Raw genomic sequence first — 20,180 nt, 5'->3', positions numbered from 1 at the left:
GCGGAAGGCGCCCCATACACGGGGAGGACACCATGATGCATACGCTTGAATGGTCGCGGGCCTATACTGGTCGTCTGCAGCGGGATTCCGCCGCTGTTTTTGCCGCGCGTGCGCCGGAACTGGCCACCCGCCTGAAAAACGAGTGCGCGCAGGGGCTGCTGCCCTTCCTGACCATGCCCTACCGGGAGCGCCTGGAGCGGGAACTGCCGCCCCTGCTGTCGCGGGTGCGCGCGCGCCGTCACATGCTGGTGCTGGGCATCGGCGGTTCCGCCCTGGGGGCCCGGGCCCTGCAGCGTGCCTTCGCGCCCGGCCAGGACGGCCCCTGCCATGACGGCCCCTGCCTCTGGATCGCGGACAATGTCTGCGCCGCCACCTTCGAAGGCTGGCTGGCCAAGCTGCCGCCCAGCGAGACCACGGTGGTCTGCATCAGCAAATCCGGCGGCACCATCGAGACGCTTTCGCAGTATTTCCTCTGCCGGGACTGGCTGCGCGGCACGCTGGGCGATGCCTGGCGGGACCACATGATCGTGGTCACGGATCTGAACAAGGGCTTTTTGCGCGAGGAAGCCGGCCGGTACCAGCTGGCCTCGCTGGAAGTGCCGGACAACCTGGGCGGCCGTTATTCGGCCCTGTCGGCGGTGGGCCTGCTGCCCGCGGCCTTCCTGGGCATCGACTGGCAGGCCCTGCTGGACGGCGCCGCCTCGGTGGCCCGTCCTCTGGTCGAAGACCCCGACTGCCTGGCCGGCCATCCGTCCTTCCATCTGGCCTGCTGGGCCAACGCCCTGGAGCGGCACGGCTACAGCCAGCTGATCTTTTTCTGCTATGTGCCGCAGTGGGCCACCTACGGGCCCTGGTTCGGCCAGCTCTGGGCCGAGAGCCTGGGCAAGGAAGGCAAGGGCATCATGCCGGTGCCGGCCACGGGCGTCACGGACCAGCATTCCATCAACCAGATGTTCCTGGACGGCCAGCGCGACAAGGGCTGCATCTTCGTGACTGGTCAGGGGCTGGAGCAAGGCCGCAGCTTCGGGCAGGACCTGCCCGAAAAATGGAGCTGGCTGCGCGGCAAGCCCTTCGGCGCGCTGCTGGAAGCCGAGGGCCTGGGCACGCGCATGGCCCTGTGCAAGAGCGGCGTGCCCCTGCTGCACATGGAAATGGGCGAATGCACGCCCCGCGCCGCGGGCAGCATGATGATGCTGCTGGAGGCGGCCACGGTCCTCACCGGCTGGCTCATGGGCATCAATCCGCTGGACCAGCCCGCCGTGGAACTGGGCAAGCGCTTGGCCAATACGCGCCTGGGCGCGTCCGGCTATGCGCAGGAAGAGGCCGATCTTGCCGCCTATCTGGCCGTGCCGCAGGAGCGCGAAGCCTTCTAGGTCCTTTGGCCGCCGCCGTCCCGGTCCGCCGCAGGGCGGGCCGGGGGCGGCAGACAGGAGCATCCGATGTTCAAAGGTGGCACCGCCGGATCAGGAGCGCCAGCGGAGCAGGATCTGCCGCTGAGCTATGCCCGCACGCTGTCCTGGCTCTCGCTGCTGGTCATCATGGCCACCAGCCTGGTCCTGTCGTTCTTCATCGCCAATTCGGCGCGCGAGGCCCTGCTGACCCGGCAGGAGAACTTCGCCCGCCTGCTGGCTGAGAACCTCAACCACCAGATCTACCGGCGCTTCGCCCTGCCCACCCTGCTGGCCCACGGCCGTATCGCCCTGCGCCAGCCCACCCAGTTCGACAGGCTGGACCAGGTGGTGCAGTCCGTGGTGCACGGCCTGCCCATGGAGCGCCTGCGCATCTATGATTTCACGCGGGTGGTGGCCTATTCCACCAGCCGGGAAGAGCTGGGCCGCACGGGCGTGGGCCCGGAGACCCTGGACAGCACCCTGCGCGGCGGCGTGCCCAAGCCGGAGCTGATCTCCAACATCCCCGACTGGCGGGCCATCTTCCATCTGCCCCTGCCGCCGGGGACCTTCGTGCTGCGCACCCTCTATCCCCTGCGCGGGGAGCCGCTCCAGCCGGGAGGCGACGCGCCCATCATGGGCGCGCTGGAACTGACCCAGGACATCACCGGCGATTACGAGCAGATCCTGCTCTTCCAGGGCGTGGTGGTGGTGACCTGCCTTTTGTCATCGGTCATCATGTTCGCCCTGCTGCTGATGCTCATCCAGCGCGCGGAACGGGTCCTGGCCGACCGCATGGCCAAGAACCGCCAGCTGGAGAACGAGCTGCACAGCAACGAGAAACTGGTGAGCATGGGCCGGGTCATCGCCAGTATCGCGCACGAGATACGCAATCCCCTGGGCATCATCCGCTCCAGCGCGGAGCTGCTGCAGCGCCGCATGGGCAAGGCCGATGCCGGAACCTCGCGCATCCTGCAGGCCATCTATGACGAATCCGTGCGCCTGTCGCAGACGGTCAACGATTTTCTGGACTATGCCCGTCCCCGCCAGCCGCGCCAGGATCTGGTGGATCTGGATCTGGTGCTGAACCAGGCCCTGGCCTTCCTGGAAGGCGAGCTGGGGCGCGTGGGCGTGGCCGTGGAGCGGGAGACCACCCCCGGACTGTGGGTGCACGGCGACAAGGATTTGCTCTACCGGGCCATTTACAATATCCTGGTCAATGGGCAGCAGGCCATGGACGGGCCGGGCATCATCCGCATCAGCAGCCACAGGAGCGAGGACGGCCGGGTGGCGCTGGAAGTGCTGGACTCCGGTCCTGGCTTCGATCCGGCCCTGCTGGACAGCGTGCTGGACCCCTTCTTCACCACCAAGGACGGCGGTACCGGTCTGGGCCTGCCCATCGTCAGCTCCATCATCAACAGTCACGGCGGCGAGATCCAGCTGGACAACGGCTCCGACGGCGGGGCGCTGGTGCGCATCCTGCTGCCCGCTGCGGAGCCCGAGGTCCCGGAAGTGGAGGAAGCGCCCGCCACGGCCGCGGAAGCGGACAGCTCCGCTCCGGCCCCTGCGGAGACGAAGGAAGCGTCCGCCGCTCCTGACGGGACGGGCACGGAGCCCGGAGAGGCCGCGCAGGCCCGGGGCCATGCGCGGGAGTGACGTCCGGGAACGGGCTTTGGCGCGGCCCGGCGGCGAAAAGAGGGTGGATGCCGCGCCGTGATCCGTGCCCGGGAAGCCGTACGGGAGGGCAGGCCGGCCCGGTGGTGCCATGAGATTTTTCCGGGCGGCAGGAAGGAGCCCGGGGCGGCCGCGACGAGACGCCGCGCCCGCCGTTTCCCGCCCGCCGTGCCGCGGCCCGCGGGTCCCGGACAATGTCCCGGATGATGGGCGCGGTGGGAGCGCCGCAGGCGCTGTGCCCCGGTCTTCCGCTGGCGCGTCCCGTCATCCCGCCTGCCGCCCCGTGGCGCGGGCAACGCCGCCTTGCGGCGGATAGGCAGGGCAGCGGCCCAATGTTCCCCGTCCGGCGCGTCCTGCATGCGTTCCCGTGCGCACGGCCGGGGCCGGGACGCATCGGCCTATGGCCCGGACAGTGACACCGCCCCGCGCGACCGGGCCCTTCGGCATCTGGGGCACCCGGCGTTGGGGCCCTGCGGGGCCCGGGACCTTCGGCGTCCGGGGCTGTCCCTTCCGGCGCACGGTCGGTACGGGGGCGCTTGGCTGACGTCCATTCCAGGAGAAACACGGCATGAGTGACAAATCGCATATTCTGGTCATCGACGACGAAAAGAACTACCTGCTGGTGTTGCAGACCCTGCTGGAGGACGAAGGCTATACGGTGACCGCCATCAGCGATCCCGAGACGGCGCTGGCCTTCCTGGCCGAGAGCGAGGTGGACGTGGTGGTGACGGACATGAAGATGCCCAAGGTCTCCGGGCGCGAGGTGCTGCAGCATGTGAAAAAGAGCTGGCCCTACATCCCGGTGCTGATCATGACGGCTTTCGGCTCCATCGAAAGCGCCGTGGAAGCCATGAAATACGGGGCCTTCGACTACATCACCAAACCTTTCGCCAATGACGAGCTTCTGCTGTCCATCCACAATGCCACGGAGCTGGCCCGGGCCCATCGCCAGTACCGCCTGCTGCAGGAAGCCATGGAGGACCGCTACAGCGTGCATCAGATCGTGGGCCGCAGCCGCGCCATCCGCGACGTGCTGGTGATGGTGGACCGCGCCGCGCCCAGCCGCTCCACGGTGCTCATCACCGGCGAGTCGGGCACGGGCAAGGAACTGGTGGCCCGCGCCATCCACTATGCCAGCCCGCGCAAGGAAAAGCCCTTCGTGTCCGTCAACTGCATGGCGCTCAATCCCGGCGTGCTGGAAAGCGAGCTGTTCGGCCATGAGAAGGGCTCCTTCACCGGGGCTGTGGCCATGCGTCGTGGGCGTTTCGAGCAGGCCGACGGCGGCACGCTCTTTCTGGACGAAGTGGCCGAGCTGACGCCCGATCTGCAGGTCAAGCTGCTGCGTGTCCTGCAGGAGCGCCGCTTCGAGCGCGTGGGCGGCGGCGAGGAGATCGAGGTGGACATCAGGGTGGTGGCCGCCACCAACAAGGACCTGGCCGCCATGGTGGAGAAGGGCACCTTCCGCGATGACCTATACTACCGGCTCAACGTGGTGCAGATCCCCCTGCCCGCCCTGCGTGAACGCCGGGAGGACATCCCCCTGCTGGTGGCGCACTTCGTGGACAAGGTGACGCGCGAGAACAACATGCCGGCCAAGACCTTCACCACCGAGGCCCTCAATTATTTGAGCGGCTACGAATGGCCGGGCAATATCCGTCAGCTGGAGAACGTGGTGGAATCCTGCATGGTGCTGGTGCCCGGCACAGTCATCGACGTGGACAACCTGCCTGCCGAGATCCGCGACGAGGACGCCCAGTTCAAGAGCGCCGTGGACCTGTTGCCCGTGCAGCTTGACCTGGCCGATACCCTGGAAAAGATCGAGGCCGCCCTCATCCGCCGCGCCCTGGTGCGCGCCGATCTGGTGCAGGTCAAGGCCGCCGAGCTTTTGGGCATCTCCAAGAGCCTTTTGCAGTACAAGCTCAAGAAATACGCCATCACAGGGCATTAGGGGCGGGACGCATCATCGGGTCCGTGTTTTTGTGGAATATTCCAGATACCATGCCGGATCGGGCACCCCACCGGCTTTGGCCGGCGGGCTGTCCGATCGGAATAGGTTGCAAAATTCGTGACGGCAGGCTCCGGATGAGGCAGGGCAGGAGGCCTGGAGCTGCCCGGGCCCGGCCTTGCCCCCAGGGGGAAACAAAAAGCCGCGAACGCTTCCACGTTCGCGGCTTTTTGTGGGCCGGACACCCGGCAGCGGCTGTTACCGCTGCTTTCTTTCGAACCTGACGGGGTTGGCAGTGCTGCCGCCGTCCGGCTTGAAGGCAAGCTAGCCGCAAAAGGGGGCCGCTGTCAAGCCTTGTCGTGTATCCCCAGCAGCCGGCCGGCATTGCTGAGGATGTATTCCAGCTCGCTGTCGCTCAGGCCGCTCATTTCCCGCAGGCGTTCCAGTTCGGCGGCCGGGTCGTACAGGGGCCAGTCCGTACCGAACAGCAGGCGCTCCAGGGCATGGTGGTGCAGCAGGCGCTGCAGTAGCGAGGGCGTCACATAGGGCGTGGTGCTGGAGGTATCTATCCAGAGGTTCTCGAAGTCGCCCAGGGCCTCCAGACTGTAGTCCCACATCTGGTAGCCGCCGAAATGGGCGCAGATGACGCGCAGGCGGGGGAAGGAATGCAGGATGTCCGCCAGCATGAAGGGACTGGAAGGGGCCTTTTCCAGCGGGTCGTCGCTGCCGATGTGGATCTCGAAGACGAAATCGTCCTGGGCCGCCTCGAAGATGGGCAGCAGGCGCCGGTCGTTGAGGGGGAAGCCCTGGAAATCCGGGTGCAGCTTGATGCCGCGCAGGCCGCCCGCCTTCATGCGCTCCAGCTCGTCCTCCCAGTCCACATAGGCCGGGTGCAGGGTCCCGAAGCCGATGACTTCCTCGTGCTCGCGCTGCAGCTTCATGGCGTAGTTGTTGGCCGGGATGACCTGGGCGGGGGCCGTGGCCGCGCAGAGGACCACGCACTTGTCGATGCCGGCGGCCTTTTCGCGCTCCAGCAGATGTTCGATGGTGCCGTCGCCGCAGCAGTCGAGGTGGTAGACCTCGTTGAGATGGGTGACGGCCTTGCTGGCGATCTTGGGATGGAAAGCGTGGGTGTGGATGTCGAAAAACATGGTGGACTCGCAAGGCTGGAGGAGCGGGGAGGGGAATTTTTCCCGGCCGGGCGGTGACTGCCGGACAGGGGCGCGATCGCGGCGATCACGGGCCGCCCACGCCTGCACGGGTCGCCCTGCCCGGTCTGTCATGGCCGTGTCCGGCAATCCGGCAGTGCGGCAGGCCCGGCCGGAGCGGACGGGGACTGACCGGAGGGACCGGGCGGCGGGACTTCCGCCGTCAGGGGCCGCCCCGCGCGGCCCCCGGGCGCTGTCCTGCCTGCGGCCGGATCAGAGCTTCACGCCGTTGACCACGTTGACGGGCGTCCCCTGTTGCCAGCGGACGATGTTCTCGGCCGTGAGGTTGATGATGTTCTGGCGCGAGCGGGCCGTGGCCCAGGCCATATGGGGCGTGATGAGCGTATTGGGCGTGCGCAGCAGGGGATTGTCCTCCGCCGGGGGCTCCTTGGCCAGCACGTCCACGCCCAGGCCGCCCAGCTTGCCGCTGTGCAGGGCCCCGGCCACGGCGGCCTCGTCCAGCAGGGGGCCGCGGGCGGTGTTGATGAGGATGGCGCCCGGCTTCATGCGGGCCAGGGCCTTGGCGTTGATGATGGCGCGGGTGGCGTCGGTCAGGGGGCAGTGCAGGGAGATGACGTCCGCCTGCTGGAAGATCTGGTCCACGGAGGCGAAGGCGAAGGGGCTGTAGGAAGGAGGATTGCGCGGAGTGCGGCAGTTGGCCAGGACGCCCATGCCGAAGGCATGCCCCAGTTCGCCCACGCGGCGGCCGATGGAACCGAAGCCGATCAGGCCCAGGGTCCGCCCGCGCAGGCAGACGGGCGTGGTCTTCCAGTAGCACCAGGTGTCCTTCCATTCTCCGGCGCGGACGCCGGCGGTATGGTCGGCGGTATGGCGGCAAAGCTCCAGCAGCAGGGCCCAGGCATGCTGGGCGACGTCGTCCACGCCGTAGGCCACCACGTTGCAGACAGGGATGCCCCGGGCGGCGAACTCGGCCACGTCCACGATGTCGTAGCCGGTGGCCAGCACGGCCACCATGCGCAGGTCGGGCAGCTGCGCCAGGGTGGCGGCGCGCAGCGGCACCTTGTTGCTGACCAGCACGTCCGCGCCGGCGGCGCGTTCGATGATCCTGTCTTCGGGCGTATGGCCGTAGATGACCGTCTCGCCCAGCTTTTCCAGGGGGGCCCAGCTGATGTCGCCGGGGTTGATGACGTCGCCGTCAAGCACAACTATCTTCATGGTGATCCTTGCTGCACGCACTGCGCGAAGCGGGCAGGCAGTGTTTGCGTGGCCTGTTGCCCGGACAGGCAAAAAAGCAAAACAGGGGCAGCCGCTGTTTTCGCAAGCAGTGTAGCCTCAGCCGTGCGCAGCCGCAAGGGGCGGCCGGCCGGGGCGGGGCGAAAAAAAAGGGCCGCCCCGGAGGGCGACCCTTGAAAGCCGTATGGCTGACGACTTAGTGAGCGATGACGCAGAAGTCGTCGCGACGGTTCTGGGCCCACACGCTTTCGCCGGAACCCTGCACAGCGGGCTTTTCCTTGCCGTAGCTGATCATTTCCAGCTGGCCGGGATTCACGCCCAGGCGGACCATGTAGTCATAAGCGGCACGGGCGCGGCGTTCGCCCAGGGCCAGGTTGTATTCCTGGGTACCGCGTTCGTCGCAGTTGCCTTCGATGCGCACGCGGATGCTGGGGAACTTCTTCATCAGTTCGGCCTTGGCGGTCAGCATGTCTTTGTACTGGGGCTGGATGTCGAACTTGTCGAAAGCAAACAGCACGCGACCGTCAGTGATCTGCTGGATGGCAGCACGCATTTCGGGGCTCATGTCATCGACATCGCCGGTGGCGTCCTGGGTCTTCTTGGCGCAGCCGAAACCGGCGGCGAGGGCCATAACCAGAGCAAGGATAAGAGCGTAGCGTTTCATTGTGTGTCCTCCTGAACAGCTCTAACTCCAAAAAGGTACCTTTCCTTTCTGTACACAGCGGCGGACAAGGTGTCCGGCCGCAGAACGGATGGTATATGTGAACAAAGTTTTGTCAAGTCGGGAGAGGGGGGATTCCCCTATTTTTTCCACAAACCTGCCCGCTTTGGGCAAAAAAACGGGCAGGGAGCCGGATTTCATGCGATCTACTTGCCGTTGGGCATGCCCCAGCGCGGGAACGAGGCGCTGCCGCCGCCGGTGGGCACCTTCTTGGCGTCGCCGCCGTGACGGGTGGTCAGGTAGATGCCGCGACCGCCGCCGCGGCTGGACGCGAAGGCGATGAAGTAGCTGTCGCCGCAGAACGAGGGCTGTTCGTCGCTGCCGGGGCCGAAGGTGATCTGGCGTTCCAGGCCGGTGACCATGTCCTGCACGAAGATGCGGTGGCCGTATTCGGTCATGCGGCTGTAGGTGACCAGGGTGCCGTCGGGCGAGAGGTTGGCTTCGGTATTGTAGCCGCCGTTCTTGCTCACGCGGGTGATGCTGCCGCTGGACAGGTCCTTGAGGAAGATCTGGGGGCCGCCCAGGCGCGAAGAGGTGAAGGCCATCTTGGTGCCGGTGCTGTCGAAGGTGGGCGAGACGTTGATGGAGCTGCCGCCTTCGAGGATGCGTTCCTTCTGGAAACCGTGGTTCAGCAGGAAGATGACCGGGTAACGGCCGTTGGAAAGGGCCACGGCCACCTTGTTGTCCGGGGTGAAGGCCGGGCCGATGACCACGTTGCCGGGGAAGCGCACGCGCTGCACGCTGCCCTTCTTGCGGTCCCAGACGCCTAGGGAGTGGGACTTTTCGTCGATATGGGTGAAGACGATGAAGCGGCCGTCCGGGGACCAGGCCGGGGACATGGCTTCGCCCTTGATGTTGGTGATCTGGCGCAGGTCGCGGCCCGTGGGCTTGACCAGCCAGACATTGGCGGACAGGCGGCCGGACTTCTTGACGAAGGCCAGGGTGGAGCGGAAGAAGGCGCCGCTGCCGGTCAGCACTTCGAGCAGGTCGGCGCAGAAACGGTCGGCCACTTCGGGCAGGTCACTGGAGCGCACCTGCGGGTATTCCTTGCCGAACAGGCGGCCGCCGGTGTTGGTCTCAAAGGCGCGGATCTGTACGGGGCGGGTGCCGCTGTCGCCCTGGGGCCAGTAGGTGGTGACCACGATGTCCGACCCGGCCAGCTGGAAGCGCTTGAAATCCAGGTTCGGGGGCTCGTACCCGGGCAGCAGGGTGCCGCCCAGCACGGCGGAGGCGGGGGTCAGGCGCATGAAGGGCAGGAAGCTGAGGTTTTCTTCCACCAGTTTCTGCAGCTTGGCGCCCATGCCGGTGGCCTGCTTCTGGGGGCCGGAGATGGGCGCGGCCAGGGCGAGGTTCACGATATTCTGGCCAGGGCCGTAGATATCGACGCGCATGGCGGCCTGGGCGGTGCCGCCCAGGGACAGCGCGACGGCCAGGGCCAAAAGGATGGCAAGACGTTTCATGGCGTAAGGATCCTTGTGGTGTCTAGCGCACCAGGGTTAGGGTGACGTTCACAAACCTGCCCACAGCCGCGGGCGGGGGGCTGACCTTTCCTGCCCGGCGTATGCCCTGCCGGACGTATCTGTCAAGCAGCTCGCTGCCGCTGCTCTGCAGGATGCTGTGATCGAGGATCTTGCCGGCGCTGTTCAGCTCCAGGCGCACGGTGGCGTAATAGGTGCCCCTGGGCAGATCCTCGGGGATGTAGGTGGCCTCGCGCAGCTCCGTGACCAGCTTGCGGAAATAGGCGGCATGTTCGGGGCCGTAGGCGTCCTGGGCCTTCAGGGGGCTGGCGAGCACGGCGGGCTTGCCGTGCAGCTTCACGGGCACGTCCCTGGCGCCGGCGGACGCGGCGGATGCCGGGGCCTTGGCCTCCACCGGGGCGGCGGCTTTCCTGTCCGCGGCCCGGGCGGCCTTCTGCTGGCGGCTGATGCCGGAAAGGTCGGCCATATTGCCCTGCCAGAAGGTCAGGTAGACGTCCTGGCCCATGCTGTAGGGGGGCCTGCCCAGATTGCCGGTCTTCATGACCGCGGCGCAGACGGAGTCGTTGAGGGCCTGGCTGGCGGATTTTTCGAGGTAGCCGCAGCGTTCGACCTTGCCTTCCTCATCGACGCGCACCACGATGCGCACCTTGCCGCGATCAGCGGGGGCGGCCCAGTTGCCCAGGATCTTTTCCATGGCTTCGCCGGCGTAGGCATTGGCCACGTCCGCGGCCGCGGCGCCCGCGGCCCGGGCGGACAGCGGCGACAGACACAGCAGGAGGACCGGCAGCAGGGCCATGAAGGCCGCCGGACGGAGAGGGGTTCGTTTCATGTGACCTCCACGAGGGCAGATGTGCATCACGATGCTGCGTGCAGGCAACAGCATCATCCCGGAACGAAGCGCCGTGGGAGGACGGCGGGATCCTGGGGAGCGGACCTCCCCGGGACGCCGGCGCCGCAGGGCGGCTCCCGTCACCGGCGGCGCACGGGGCCCTTCCTCCCAGGCAAAGGACAGTGGGACGGCAAGGCGGCCGCGCCGCAGGGCACGACCGCCTTGGCGGGCCTGTTAGCGGCCCATGAGTTCGTTGAGGGTGAAGACCAGGTCCAGGTCGGTGTACTGCGCCGAAGGCGGCGGCGGGAAGGCCCCCGCCCGGCTGGTGCGCCAGATGGCGTTGGCCGCCGAGGAGTCGTACTGCGCATTGCCGGAGCTCTGCGTCACGTCGACCTTTTCCACCTCGCCCTGCAGGTTGACCTTGACCCGGACCACGCAGACCAGATTCAGGCGCGTGGCCGAGGTGAAGCTCCAGTTGGGACGCACGGCAAGCATGACCTGGCCCATGTAGACGTCGTTGATGCCGCCGCCACCGGGACCGTCGCCTTCGCCGCCACCGCCACCGCCGTCGCCGCCGGCCTTGCGGCGGGCCTGGGCCAGGGCCTGTTCCACGCTGTTGCCCCTGTCGCCGGATTCGGCACGGGAGGTGGCCTCGCGGCGGGCCTGCTTCATGGCCGCGGCCACGGGATCGCCCGAGGTCGGCTTGTCGGCCTTTTTATCGGTCTTCTTGTCGCTCTTTTCGACCTTTTTCTCGGGCTTCTTCTTGTCGTCCTTCTTTTCGGGCTTCTTGTCGTCCTGTTTTTTGTCTTCTTTCTTTTTCTTGTCTTTTTTGTCGGCCACGGGCGTGGCGTCGTCCCTGGGCTCGGGCTTGGGCCGGACCTCGGGCTTGGGCTCCGGCTTGCGCTCGACCTTGGGCTCGGGCTTGGCCTCCACGGGACGGGCTTCCCTGGTGGGGTCGGCCTTGACTTCCGGCCTTTCGGGCGCGGCCACCTCGGCCTTTTTGGCCGGGGGCGAAACGTCCTTGGGGCCGTCCGTTTGCTTGCCCATCTTGCCCAGGATGCTCGAAGGCGTACGGTTGCCGCCCGGGGCGCCGTCCACCAGGCTGATCATGACCGGCGGCGTCTCCAGGTTCACCGGCGGCGAGCTGGGCCAGAACATGATCAGCAGGAAGACCGCCAGATGCAGGCAGAGGGAAAGGAGATACGAGGCCCAGTTCATCGCAGACTACTTCCCGCCTTTGGCGGCGGCCGCCGCGGCAGCGGGCGAAAGGCTCTCGGAGGAGTCGGCAACCACGCCCAGCTTTTCGATGCCCACGGCCTTGATGCGGCCCATGACGTCCACCACCGTGCCGTAGGGGACTTCCTTGTCGGCGCGCAGGAACAGGGTCTTGTTCTTTTCCTTGACCAGGGTCTTCAGGTAGCCTTCCAGATCGTCCAGGGTCTGCACTTCGTATTCGTCCAGGAAGATCTTGCCGTCATGACGGACGGTGAGCATCATGTTGTCGGTCTCGGTCGGCAGCACTTCCACCTGTTTCGTTTGGGGCAGGTCCACTTCCAGGCCCTGGCTCATCATGGGGGTGGCCACCATGAAGATGATCAGCAGCACCAGCATGACGTCCACGAAGGGCGTCACGTTGATCTCGGAGACAAAGCGGTTGTTGCCGCCCACGCTGGCGCCCATCTTACATCTCCGTGCTGCCCGTGCGCTGCACGGGGCGGTGGGCATTGAGCTCGCGCTGCACGCGGTTGAGGAACACGCCGGCGAAGTTCACCAGCAGGGTGTCCACCTGCGAGAGCTTGCCCATGAAGATGTTGAAACCGATGGTGGCGGGCACGGCCACGCCCAGACCGATGGCCGTGGCCACCAGGGCTTCGGAGATGCCGGGGGCCACCGTGGCCAGGGAGGCGGACTTGAGCAGGCCGATGGAGTGGAAGGAATGCATGATGCCCCAGACCGTGCCGAACAGGCCGATGAAGGGGGCCGTGTTGGCGGTGGTGGCCAGCAGGGAGAGGGAGCGTTCCAGGCGGGCCATCTCGCTGGCCACGCCCTGGCGCAGGGAACGGCGCACGTTGTCCACCACGATCTCGCTGCTGTTGCCGGCTTCCTTGGAGCGGTTGAACTCCATGACGCCCTGGTGGGCCACGAAATAGAGCGGGGAGGCCCGGTCGGAACCCAGGGAAAGCACGGCTTCGCGCAGGCTGGGGGCCTTCTCGAACAGGTCCGTGCCCTGACGGGCCTTGCGGTAGGCCGCGTTGAGGGCCAGGGTTTTCTGGATCATCATGCCCCAGCTGCCCACGGACATGAGCACCAGGATGCCCAGCACGATCTTGGCCACAAGGCTGGCCTGGCTGATCATATTGAAGAAACTGAACTCCATGTATCACTCCTGGAGATGGAAATAGTGTGCCTGTGCGGACGGAGCCGCCGCGCCTGCGCGCGGTGCGCGCCGTAAAAAGAGCAAACGCCGAAGAGCCCCTGCCATCCGGGCGGGCCCGGAAGACAACGGCTGAGGCGCGGTCTTGAACCGCCCGGAGGATGCTACGTTCGGCGGCTTTTTTCAAGCCTTTTTTCTGTGCCGGGGCCTGGCCGCGTCCGTCAGGCCCGGCCCGGGAGGCCGCGACGGCCCGAAGCCCGCGATCTTCCCGGGGAAAAATGCCTCGTCCGCCGGGCGGGACGCCGTGCCGCGCCCGCGCGGTAAGGGGAAGGGGGATCGCGGTGTGGGGCACGACTGGTCCTCGCGTCCGCACGGCCCATCGCCGGGACTTGCCCCGCCCCCGTGTCCATTGCATCATCCTGCGCCTGCGCGGCCCCCATCAGGCCATCAGGCGGAGAGCGGCAAAAGCGCCCTCCCGCGTCCGTGCCGCCTTCATGGCAGGGAGCCGCGCGTCCCGCCCGCATCCTGTCGTGGGGCTTTGCCGGGGGACAGTCCCCGCAGGCCGGGCTTGGCGATCCTGCGTGCGCTTTTGGGGTGCGGTCCCCGCAGGCGGGACGGGGCCGCCCGCATCCCGCGCCGGGGCCGCTGCTGCCGCAGAAAGCGCATTGCAAGCCTGACGGTGAGGGTGTATGCTGCGGGCCATGTTGACGCAAAGCCTTTCCCCCTTCCGCGGCCGCCGTGCCCTGTACCGGATCCTGGCGGTCCTGTGCCTTGTCCTGCTGGCCTTGCCGGCCGGCTCTTTCGCCGCCTCCGCCGACCGGCAGGACGGCATCGCCCGCAAGCCCGTCTACGGCGGCCAGCGTTCCGTGGAGACGGCGGACAGGCCCGTGGCGGGCAAACGCATCGGCATGGCCGACGCCGTGGAACACGCCCTGCGCTATAATCCCGGGCTGGGCGCGCAGGAGGCGGAAAGCCGCTCCTCCGAAGAAGGGCGCAAGTCGGCGCGCGGGGCCTTCGGGCCGCGGCTGGGCCTGAGCTATACGGCCACCAAGACCGAGAGCAAGCGCGATCCCTCCGCCACCATGGGCACCAGGAACCCCAAGCTGGGCGTCTACAGCTGGGGCATGGAAGTGACGCAGCCCATCTTCCAGGGCTTCCGTCTGCTCTCCGCCTACCAGAAGGCCGCCCTGCAGGCCGACAGCGACAAGGCGTCGCTGCGCTATGCCGAACTCTCCATGACCGAGCAGGTGCAGACGGCCTTCCTGGACTACCTGAAATCCTGTGAGAACACGCGCAGCATGCGCGACAGCCTGACCCGCCTGCGCGAGCAGCTGCGCATCGCCCAGGCCTATTTCGAGGTGGGCCTGAGCCCGCGTCTGGACGTGCTGCAGGCCGAGGTGGACGTGAGCGAGGCCGAGCGCCTGCTCATCGAGGCCGAGAACAACCAGGCCACCTATCAGGCCAAGCTCAATACCCTGCTGGGCTTCGACGCCACGGCCGTCAATACCTATACGGGCACGCTCAAGGAGGTCCCCTTCCGCCAGTCGCTGGAACAGTGTCTGGAGCTGGCCTACCGCCAGCGTCCCGACCTCTATGTGGCCCAGAAGGCGGTGGAGATCGCCCAGAAGAGCCAGAAGGAAGTGCAGAGCGACTATTATCCCCAAATCGAGGGCTATTACAGCATCACCCAGAGCGGCAACACGCCCGGCATGCAGCGTTCCGGCGAGAACGGCTCGCACGTCACCAACTGGGAGGTGGGCGCCCAGGCCACCTGGAACGTCTTTGAATGGGGCACCACCTACTATGCCGACAAGCAGGCCGGCTGGCAGGTGACCAAGATGCGCTACGAGCAGGAGAACCTCAAGCTGGAAGTGGGCTACGACATCAAGTCCAAGTACCTGGCCGTGCAGGAGGCCCGCAAGCGCATCGCCGTGGCCGTCAACAGCGTGGCCCAGGCCACGGAAGCCTACAATGTGGCCCTGGCCCGTTACCATGAACATGTGGGCACCAACTTCGACGTGCTGGACGCCTCGGCCAACCTCACCACGGCCCAGGCATCCCTGACCGGCGCCAAGGCGGACTACCTGACGGCCCTTTCCCAGATCTATGTCGCCATGGGCGAATATCATCCCGACCTGCTGCGGGAAGGCGCCGCCGGCAAAAGAAAGTAAACGGTCCCGTATGAGTGACATCGAAGATTTTCTGACAGTGACCCCCCTGGGCGGCCTGGGGGAGATCGGTCTCAACTGCCAGTTGTGGGAGACCCGGGCCGGCGTGGTCATGGTGGACTGCGGCCTGATGTTCCCCGATGATTTCCATCTGGGCGTGGATGTGGTCATCCCGCATTTCGGCGCCGTGAGCGGCGTGCGCGACAAGCTGCTGGGCATCGTCCTGACCCACGGCCACGAGGACCATATCGGGGCCCTGCCGTGGCTGGTGCCCCAGCTGCGCGGCACGCGCATCTACGGTTCCTATTTCACTCTGGCCCTGGTGGAACACAAGCTGCGCGAGCACGAACTGCTGGACTGGGTGGAGCTCTGCCCGGTGGAGCCGCGCGATGCCGTGACCCTGGGCGACATGACCTTCCATTTCTTCCCCGTCTGCCACTCCATCCCCGAAGGCTTCGGCCTGGGCGTGGAGACGCCCGTGGGCCGGGTGGTCCACAGCGGTGATTTCAAGATCGATCCCCAGCCCCTGGCCGGCAGCGGCACGGACCTGGCCATGTTCCGGGATTTCGCCGGGCCGGGGGGCGCGCGCCTGCTCTTCTCCGACTCCACCAACGTGGAGCGCGACGGGCGCTCGCTCACCGAGCGGGCGGTCATGGAATCCCTGGGCAAGGTCTTCGACGAGGCCCCCGGCCGCATCGTGGTGACGCTGTTCTCCAGCCATATCCAGCGCATACAGGAAGTCTTCGACCTGGCGCGCGAACGCGGGCGCACGGTGGTCATCAGCGGCAAGTCCCTGGCCAACAATATCGAGATGGCCCGCGACCTGGGCATCGCCAAGCTGCCGCCCAGCTTCTTCAACGCCCACAACGGCGTGCCCGACCTGCCCGACGAGCAGTTGGTGCTGGTGGTGACCGGCGCCCAGGGCGAGCCCCTGTCGGCGCTCTCGCGCATGGTGCTGGGCGGGCATCGCCAGCTCAGCATCCGCAAGGGTGATACCGTGGTCATGAGCTCGCGCATGATCCCGGGCAACGTCAAGGCCGTGTCCCGCCTCATCAACGAAATGTACCGCCTGGGCGCCACCGTGCTCTATGAGAGCGTGCGCGCCATCCACGCTTCGGGCCATGCCCACCGTGACGAGCTGCGCGAGCTGCTGGAGGCCGTGCGGCCCGAATATTTCGTGCCCGTGCACGGGGAATACCGCCACCTGTTCAAGCACGGCCAGCTGGCGCGCGAATGCGGCGTCCGGCCCGACAACGTGGTCCTGCTGGAAGACGGCTGTCCCCTGACCCTGCTGCACGACGGCTTCCGCCTGGAAGCGCCCGTGCCCGTGGAATGCACCCTGGTGGACGGCAAGGGCGTGGGCGACGTGGGCTCGGCCGTGCTGCGCGAACGCCGCATCCTGGGCGACGAGGGCATGGTCATCGTGGTCCTGGTGCTGGACGCCGAGACCGGCAGCGTGCTGCACGGCCCGGAGATGTTCTCCAAGGGCTTCGTCTTCGAGCAGCATTACAGCCATGTGCTGGAGGACGCCAAGTGTCTGGTGCTGGACGAGATCGAGGCCGTGCGCCCCGGTCAGCTGACCCGTTTGCAGGAAGGCATCCGGGCCTCGCTGCGGCGCTTCTTCCGCCGGGTCCTGGAGCGCGATCCCGTGGTGGTGCCCATCGTCAGCGAAGTTTGATCCCGCCGTCATGACGCGGCCCTGTCCCGGTTCGGGCGGGCCGTGAGGTGTGCGAAAACAGCAGGGCCGTGCGTCGTCACGGCGCTTGGTCGTTCCGGCGGCCTGCGGGCGGGCAGGGGCGCGGCTTGCGGAAAAGAAGATCCGCACGGGAGGGCGCGCGCCGGACGGCAGGCGGGGCGCCCGCGCCCTGTACGGGCGCCGTGTCCGGCAGACGTTCCCGCGCGACCGTGGCGCATGCGCAGGCCAGGCCCGCGTCCCCGTGTTGACACGGCGTCTTTATTTCTTACTATATAACTAAGATTTCTTGTACGGACCCTTCCCCTGCGGCGGCGCCCGCCTTGACCCACGGGGAGGAGCGCCGTACTATGACAGGAATTTATGCTGTCCGCCGGCAGTGTCCGGGCCGGGCGGCCACGATCCTGCGGGAGCCCCTCCGGGCCGGGGAACGGTCCGGTCCGTCGCCGCAGCGGCGCGCTTCCCGCGGGCTTTCTTTAACCCCATGCAGACAAAGGGATGACCTTCATATGACTTGGGATTGGGACAAATTACAGGAAAAACGGCAGCGTCAGCAGGGGCAGCGCCCCTCCCGGCCGCTTTTTGGCGATGACGACGACAACGATTCGCGGGACGACGAGCCCCGTCGCGCCCGTCGCTCGCCCTTCGGCGGTGGCGGTGGTGACGGCGGCAACGGTTTCGACGGCCGCAATGCCCTGAAAAAACTCTCCGGCATGAAGATGCCGGGCGGCACGGTGCTCTGGCTGGCACTGGGCCTGGTGGTGCTGTGGCTCTTGTCCGGCATCTACATCGTCAACCCCGACGAGGAGGGCGTGGTCCTGCGCTTCGGCAAGTACGACCGCACCGAAGGCCCGGGCCCCCATTACGCCCTGCCCGCCCCCATCGAGAGCGTCTACAAGCCGCAGGTGACCCAGGTGCTGCGCTGTGAAGTGGGCTTCCGCTCCACGGGGCAGGCCACCACCTTCCGCCAGGGCGAGCTGCGCAGCGTGCCCAAGGAAGCCTCCATGCTCACCGGTGACGAGAACATCGTCAACGTCCAGTTCAGCGTGCAGTACAAGATCAGCGACGCGGTGAAGTACCTGTTCAACATCAGCGACCCCACCAATCTGGTGCGCAACGCCGCCGAGGCCGCCATGCGCGAGGTCATCGGCAACAGCCTCATCGATTCGGCCATCACCGACGGCAAGCTGAAGATCCAGAGCGACGCCACCGTCCTGCTGCAGCAGATCCTCGACCGTTACGAGGCCGGCATCCAGGTGCTGGCCGTGCAGATGCAGGACGTGCATCCGCCGCAGGAAGTGAGCGACGCCTTCAAGGACGTGGCCAGCGCCCGCGAGGACAAGAGCCGCATCATCAACGAGGCCGAAGCCTACCGCAACGCCCTGCTGCCCCAGGCCCGGGGCGAGGCCGCGGCCATCCTCAACCGGGCCGAGGCCTACCGGGTGGCGCGCCTGCAGCGGGCCGAAGGCGAATCCCGCCGCTTCGACGCCCTGCGCCAGGAATACGAAAAGGCCCCCGACGTGACCCGTCAGCGCCTGTATTACGAAGCCATGGAAGAGATCCTGGCCGCTTCCGGCGACAAGACCCTGCTGGACAGCGGCGTTTCCGGCAAGGTGCTGCCGCACATGCCGCTTCCGGGCACGCCCGCATTCGGCGTCCTGCCCTCGGAGAAGAAATAATGACCAAGAATCCTCTTTTTTACGGTGTGCTGGTACTGGTGCTGGCCGTCTTCGTGACCCAGTGCTGCTTTACCGTGCATCAGACGCAGCAGGCCCTGGTGCTGCAGCTGGGCGATCCCTTGCCCGAGGTCTATCGTGCCGGCCTGCACTTCAAGCTGCCCTTCATCCAGAAAGTGGTCTACTTCGACGCCCGCGTCCTCGACTACGCGGCCAGCTCGCGCGAGGCCTTCACCGTGGACAAGAAGACCATCGTCCTGGACAACTACGCCCGCTGGCGCATCAGCGATCCCCTGCAGTTCTACCGCACCATGCGCACCATCCCCGGCGCGCAGGCCCGCCTGGACGACGTGGTCTATTCGCAGCTGCGCGCCCTGGTGGGCGCCTATACCCTGACAGAGGTGGTCTCCAAGGAGCGCGCCACCATCATGGCCCGCGTGACCGAAAAGGTCTCGGACCTCATGAAGCCCTACGGCGTGGACGTGCTGGACGTGCGCATCAAGCGCACCGACCTGCCCACGGAGAACCAGCGTTCCATCTTCGACCGCATGCGGGCCGAACGTGAGCGCCAGGCCAAGCAGTACCGCTCCGAAGGGCAGGAAGAGGCCACGCGCATCCGTTCCGACGCCGACCGCCAGAAGGCCCTCATCCTGGCCGAGGCCAACCGCGAAGCCCAGGTGCTCTACGGCCAGGGCGATGCCCAGGCGGCCGCCGTCTATGCCGCGGCCTACGGCAAGTCGCCTGAGTTCTACTCCTACCAGCGCTGGCTGGACGCCATGCGCAAGGCTTTCAAGGAGAACAGCAAGATGGTGCTGAGCAGTCAGACGCCCTTGCTGGACCTGCAGAAGTAGGGAGGTGTCATGGGCTTTACGGAAATCTACGAACGCATCAAGCTGGCCGCCAACTGTCGCACCCAGGTGGAACTGGCGGAGCTGCTCAATATCCGTCAGTCCAGCATCTCGGATGCCAAACGCCGCGATTCCGTACCGGGCGACTGGTACATGAAGCTCTTTGAACGCTTCGGCCTCAATCCTGACTGGCTCAAGTACGGCGTGGGGCCGCTCTATCTGCGCACCGAAAAAGGTTACTGCCCGCAGGAGGCCCCCCAGGCCCTGGCCCAAAACGCGGCCTGTTACGGCGAGGATCTGGCCCGCTCCTCGGTGGTGGAGGTGCACGACATGGCCTGTGCCTATACGGACGAGGCCCCCCGTCCCACCCTGTCCGTGAGCGGGCGGCTCCCCCTGCCCCATGCTTTCCTGACGCCCTCGCTGTGCGTGCTGCGCCTGCGCGGGCAGGCCATGGAGCCCATGCTGCGCGAAGGCGCCTTCCTCGGGGTGGATACCCGGGATCTGGCCCCGGTCTCCGGCCGCACCTACGCCCTGTTCGCCCCGCTGGAAGGGCTGGTGATCCGCCAGCTCTTCCTGGACGGTCCGCAGCAGGGCTATGTGCTGCGCTCCTGCGCTCCCGGCTATCCCGAGACGCCCCTGGACGCGGCCCTGTTGCAGCGCCGCCTGCTGGGGCGCGTGATCTGGACGCTCCAGGAGGTCTAGCCATGGATACGATCACCACGGGCCGCTGCGGCCACGTGCTGCGGGCGCTGCTCTGCCTGCTCTGCTGTCTGCTCCCGGCCGCCTGCGGCGGCAAGGAAGCGGCGGATGACGTGGTGGCCAGCGGCACCATCATCCTGCAACCGCCCTCAAGCGCCGCGGACAGGCCGTCGGGGCTGGAAGAACGCTCCCTCGGGCCCGCGCCCGCGGCCTCCGCTCCGGCGACGCCTGCCGCGCCCGCGCCGCAAAACGCCGCCATCCCGGCCGCTGCTCCGTCCCCGTCCG

The 20,180-nt window shown here is 67.0% G+C and carries 16 protein-coding genes, 1 other RNA gene and 1 pseudogene; 9 read left to right on the top strand and 9 right to left on the bottom strand.

Annotated elements, in window-relative coordinates; all coding sequences use genetic code 11:
- The first annotated feature begins 32 nt into the window (after nucleotides 1-32).
- From Q1X76_RS05040 to Q1X76_RS05030, 3 genes are all read left to right on the top strand, one after another.
- On the top strand, nucleotides 33-1,373 hold the full coding sequence (locus Q1X76_RS05040; protein ID WP_300718445.1) for a glucose-6-phosphate isomerase: 1,341 nt from the start codon (nucleotides 33-35) through the stop codon (nucleotides 1,371-1,373).
- Between the two features lie 66 nt (nucleotides 1,374-1,439).
- On the top strand, nucleotides 1,440-3,044 hold the full coding sequence (locus tag Q1X76_RS05035) for an ATP-binding protein (RefSeq protein ID WP_300718443.1): 1,605 nt from the start codon (nucleotides 1,440-1,442) through the stop codon (nucleotides 3,042-3,044).
- A gap of 586 nt (nucleotides 3,045-3,630) precedes the next feature.
- A complete protein-coding gene (locus Q1X76_RS05030; protein ID WP_300718441.1) occupies nucleotides 3,631-5,010 on the top strand; it encodes a sigma-54 dependent transcriptional regulator in 1,380 nt (459 codons plus the stop codon).
- A gap of 227 nt (nucleotides 5,011-5,237) precedes the next feature.
- Here the strand turns inward: Q1X76_RS05030 and ffs are convergent.
- The 9 genes from ffs to Q1X76_RS04985 all read right to left on the bottom strand — a co-directional run bounded on the left by ffs (nucleotide 5,238) and on the right by Q1X76_RS04985 (nucleotide 12,814).
- An RNA gene (gene ffs, locus Q1X76_RS05025) (signal recognition particle sRNA small type) lies at nucleotides 5,238-5,323 on the bottom strand.
- Between the two features lie 31 nt (nucleotides 5,324-5,354).
- On the bottom strand, nucleotides 5,355-6,158 hold the full coding sequence (locus Q1X76_RS05020; RefSeq protein ID WP_300718439.1) for an amidohydrolase family protein: 804 nt from the start codon (nucleotides 6,156-6,158) through the stop codon (nucleotides 5,355-5,357).
- Between the two features lie 270 nt (nucleotides 6,159-6,428).
- Complete coding sequence (locus Q1X76_RS05015) at nucleotides 6,429-7,391, bottom strand: D-2-hydroxyacid dehydrogenase (protein WP_300718438.1); 963 nt, start codon at nucleotides 7,389-7,391, stop codon at nucleotides 6,429-6,431.
- A 214-nt stretch (nucleotides 7,392-7,605) separates the two neighbouring features.
- Complete coding sequence (gene pal, locus Q1X76_RS05010; protein ID WP_300718437.1) at nucleotides 7,606-8,073, bottom strand: peptidoglycan-associated lipoprotein Pal; 468 nt, start codon at nucleotides 8,071-8,073, stop codon at nucleotides 7,606-7,608.
- Between the two features lie 203 nt (nucleotides 8,074-8,276).
- Complete coding sequence (locus Q1X76_RS05005; protein ID WP_300718436.1) at nucleotides 8,277-9,590, bottom strand: translocation protein TolB; 1,314 nt, start codon at nucleotides 9,588-9,590, stop codon at nucleotides 8,277-8,279.
- Nucleotides 9,591-9,612: 22 nt separating this feature from the next.
- Nucleotides 9,613-10,437 (bottom strand): TonB family protein, encoded by an 825-nt coding sequence (locus tag Q1X76_RS05000; protein WP_300718435.1) that lies wholly within the window; start codon nucleotides 10,435-10,437, stop codon nucleotides 9,613-9,615.
- 234 nt (nucleotides 10,438-10,671) lie between these two features.
- Nucleotides 10,672-11,655 carry a cell envelope integrity protein TolA gene (gene tolA / locus Q1X76_RS04995; RefSeq protein WP_300718434.1) on the bottom strand — a complete coding sequence of 328 codons (984 nt, stop codon included), beginning with the start codon at nucleotides 11,653-11,655 and terminating at the stop codon, nucleotides 10,672-10,674.
- Between the two features lie 6 nt (nucleotides 11,656-11,661).
- A complete protein-coding gene (tolR, locus tag Q1X76_RS04990; RefSeq protein WP_300718433.1) occupies nucleotides 11,662-12,117 on the bottom strand; it encodes a protein TolR in 456 nt (151 codons plus the stop codon).
- Between the two features lies 1 nt (nucleotide 12,118).
- Complete coding sequence (locus Q1X76_RS04985) at nucleotides 12,119-12,814, bottom strand: MotA/TolQ/ExbB proton channel family protein (RefSeq protein ID WP_300718432.1); 696 nt, start codon at nucleotides 12,812-12,814, stop codon at nucleotides 12,119-12,121.
- A 698-nt stretch (nucleotides 12,815-13,512) separates the two neighbouring features.
- On the opposite strand from Q1X76_RS04985, the gene Q1X76_RS04980 reads away from it, so the two are divergent.
- The 6 genes and pseudogenes from Q1X76_RS04980 to Q1X76_RS04955 form a co-directional block, all read left to right on the top strand.
- Nucleotides 13,513-14,982 carry a TolC family protein gene (locus Q1X76_RS04980; RefSeq protein WP_300718431.1) on the top strand — a complete coding sequence of 490 codons (1,470 nt, stop codon included), beginning with the start codon at nucleotides 13,513-13,515 and terminating at the stop codon, nucleotides 14,980-14,982.
- A gap of 10 nt (nucleotides 14,983-14,992) precedes the next feature.
- A complete protein-coding gene (locus Q1X76_RS04975; protein WP_300718430.1) occupies nucleotides 14,993-16,657 on the top strand; it encodes a ribonuclease J in 1,665 nt (554 codons plus the stop codon).
- A gap of 524 nt (nucleotides 16,658-17,181) precedes the next feature.
- On the top strand, nucleotides 17,182-18,351 hold the full coding sequence (gene hflK / locus Q1X76_RS04970) for an FtsH protease activity modulator HflK (RefSeq protein WP_300718429.1): 1,170 nt from the start codon (nucleotides 17,182-17,184) through the stop codon (nucleotides 18,349-18,351).
- A complete protein-coding gene (locus Q1X76_RS04965) occupies nucleotides 18,351-19,199 on the top strand; it encodes a protease modulator HflC (RefSeq protein WP_300718428.1) in 849 nt (282 codons plus the stop codon). Before hflK ends, Q1X76_RS04965 begins: the two co-directional genes overlap by 1 nt.
- Nucleotides 19,200-19,208: 9 nt before the next feature.
- Nucleotides 19,209-19,898 carry a LexA family transcriptional regulator gene (locus tag Q1X76_RS04960; protein ID WP_300718427.1) on the top strand — a complete coding sequence of 230 codons (690 nt, stop codon included), beginning with the start codon at nucleotides 19,209-19,211 and terminating at the stop codon, nucleotides 19,896-19,898.
- Nucleotides 19,899-19,900: 2 nt separating this feature from the next.
- Nucleotides 19,901-20,180 (top strand): annotated as a pseudogene (locus Q1X76_RS04955) (hypothetical protein); the annotation flags it as partial.

Origin of the sequence: uncultured Desulfovibrio sp. (genome assembly GCF_949282365.1) — a bacterium.
GTDB lineage: Bacteria > Desulfobacterota > Desulfovibrionia > Desulfovibrionales > Desulfovibrionaceae > Desulfovibrio.
Note: the sequence above shows the minus strand (reverse complement) of the source record. Positions and strands in the feature narration are given on the sequence as shown.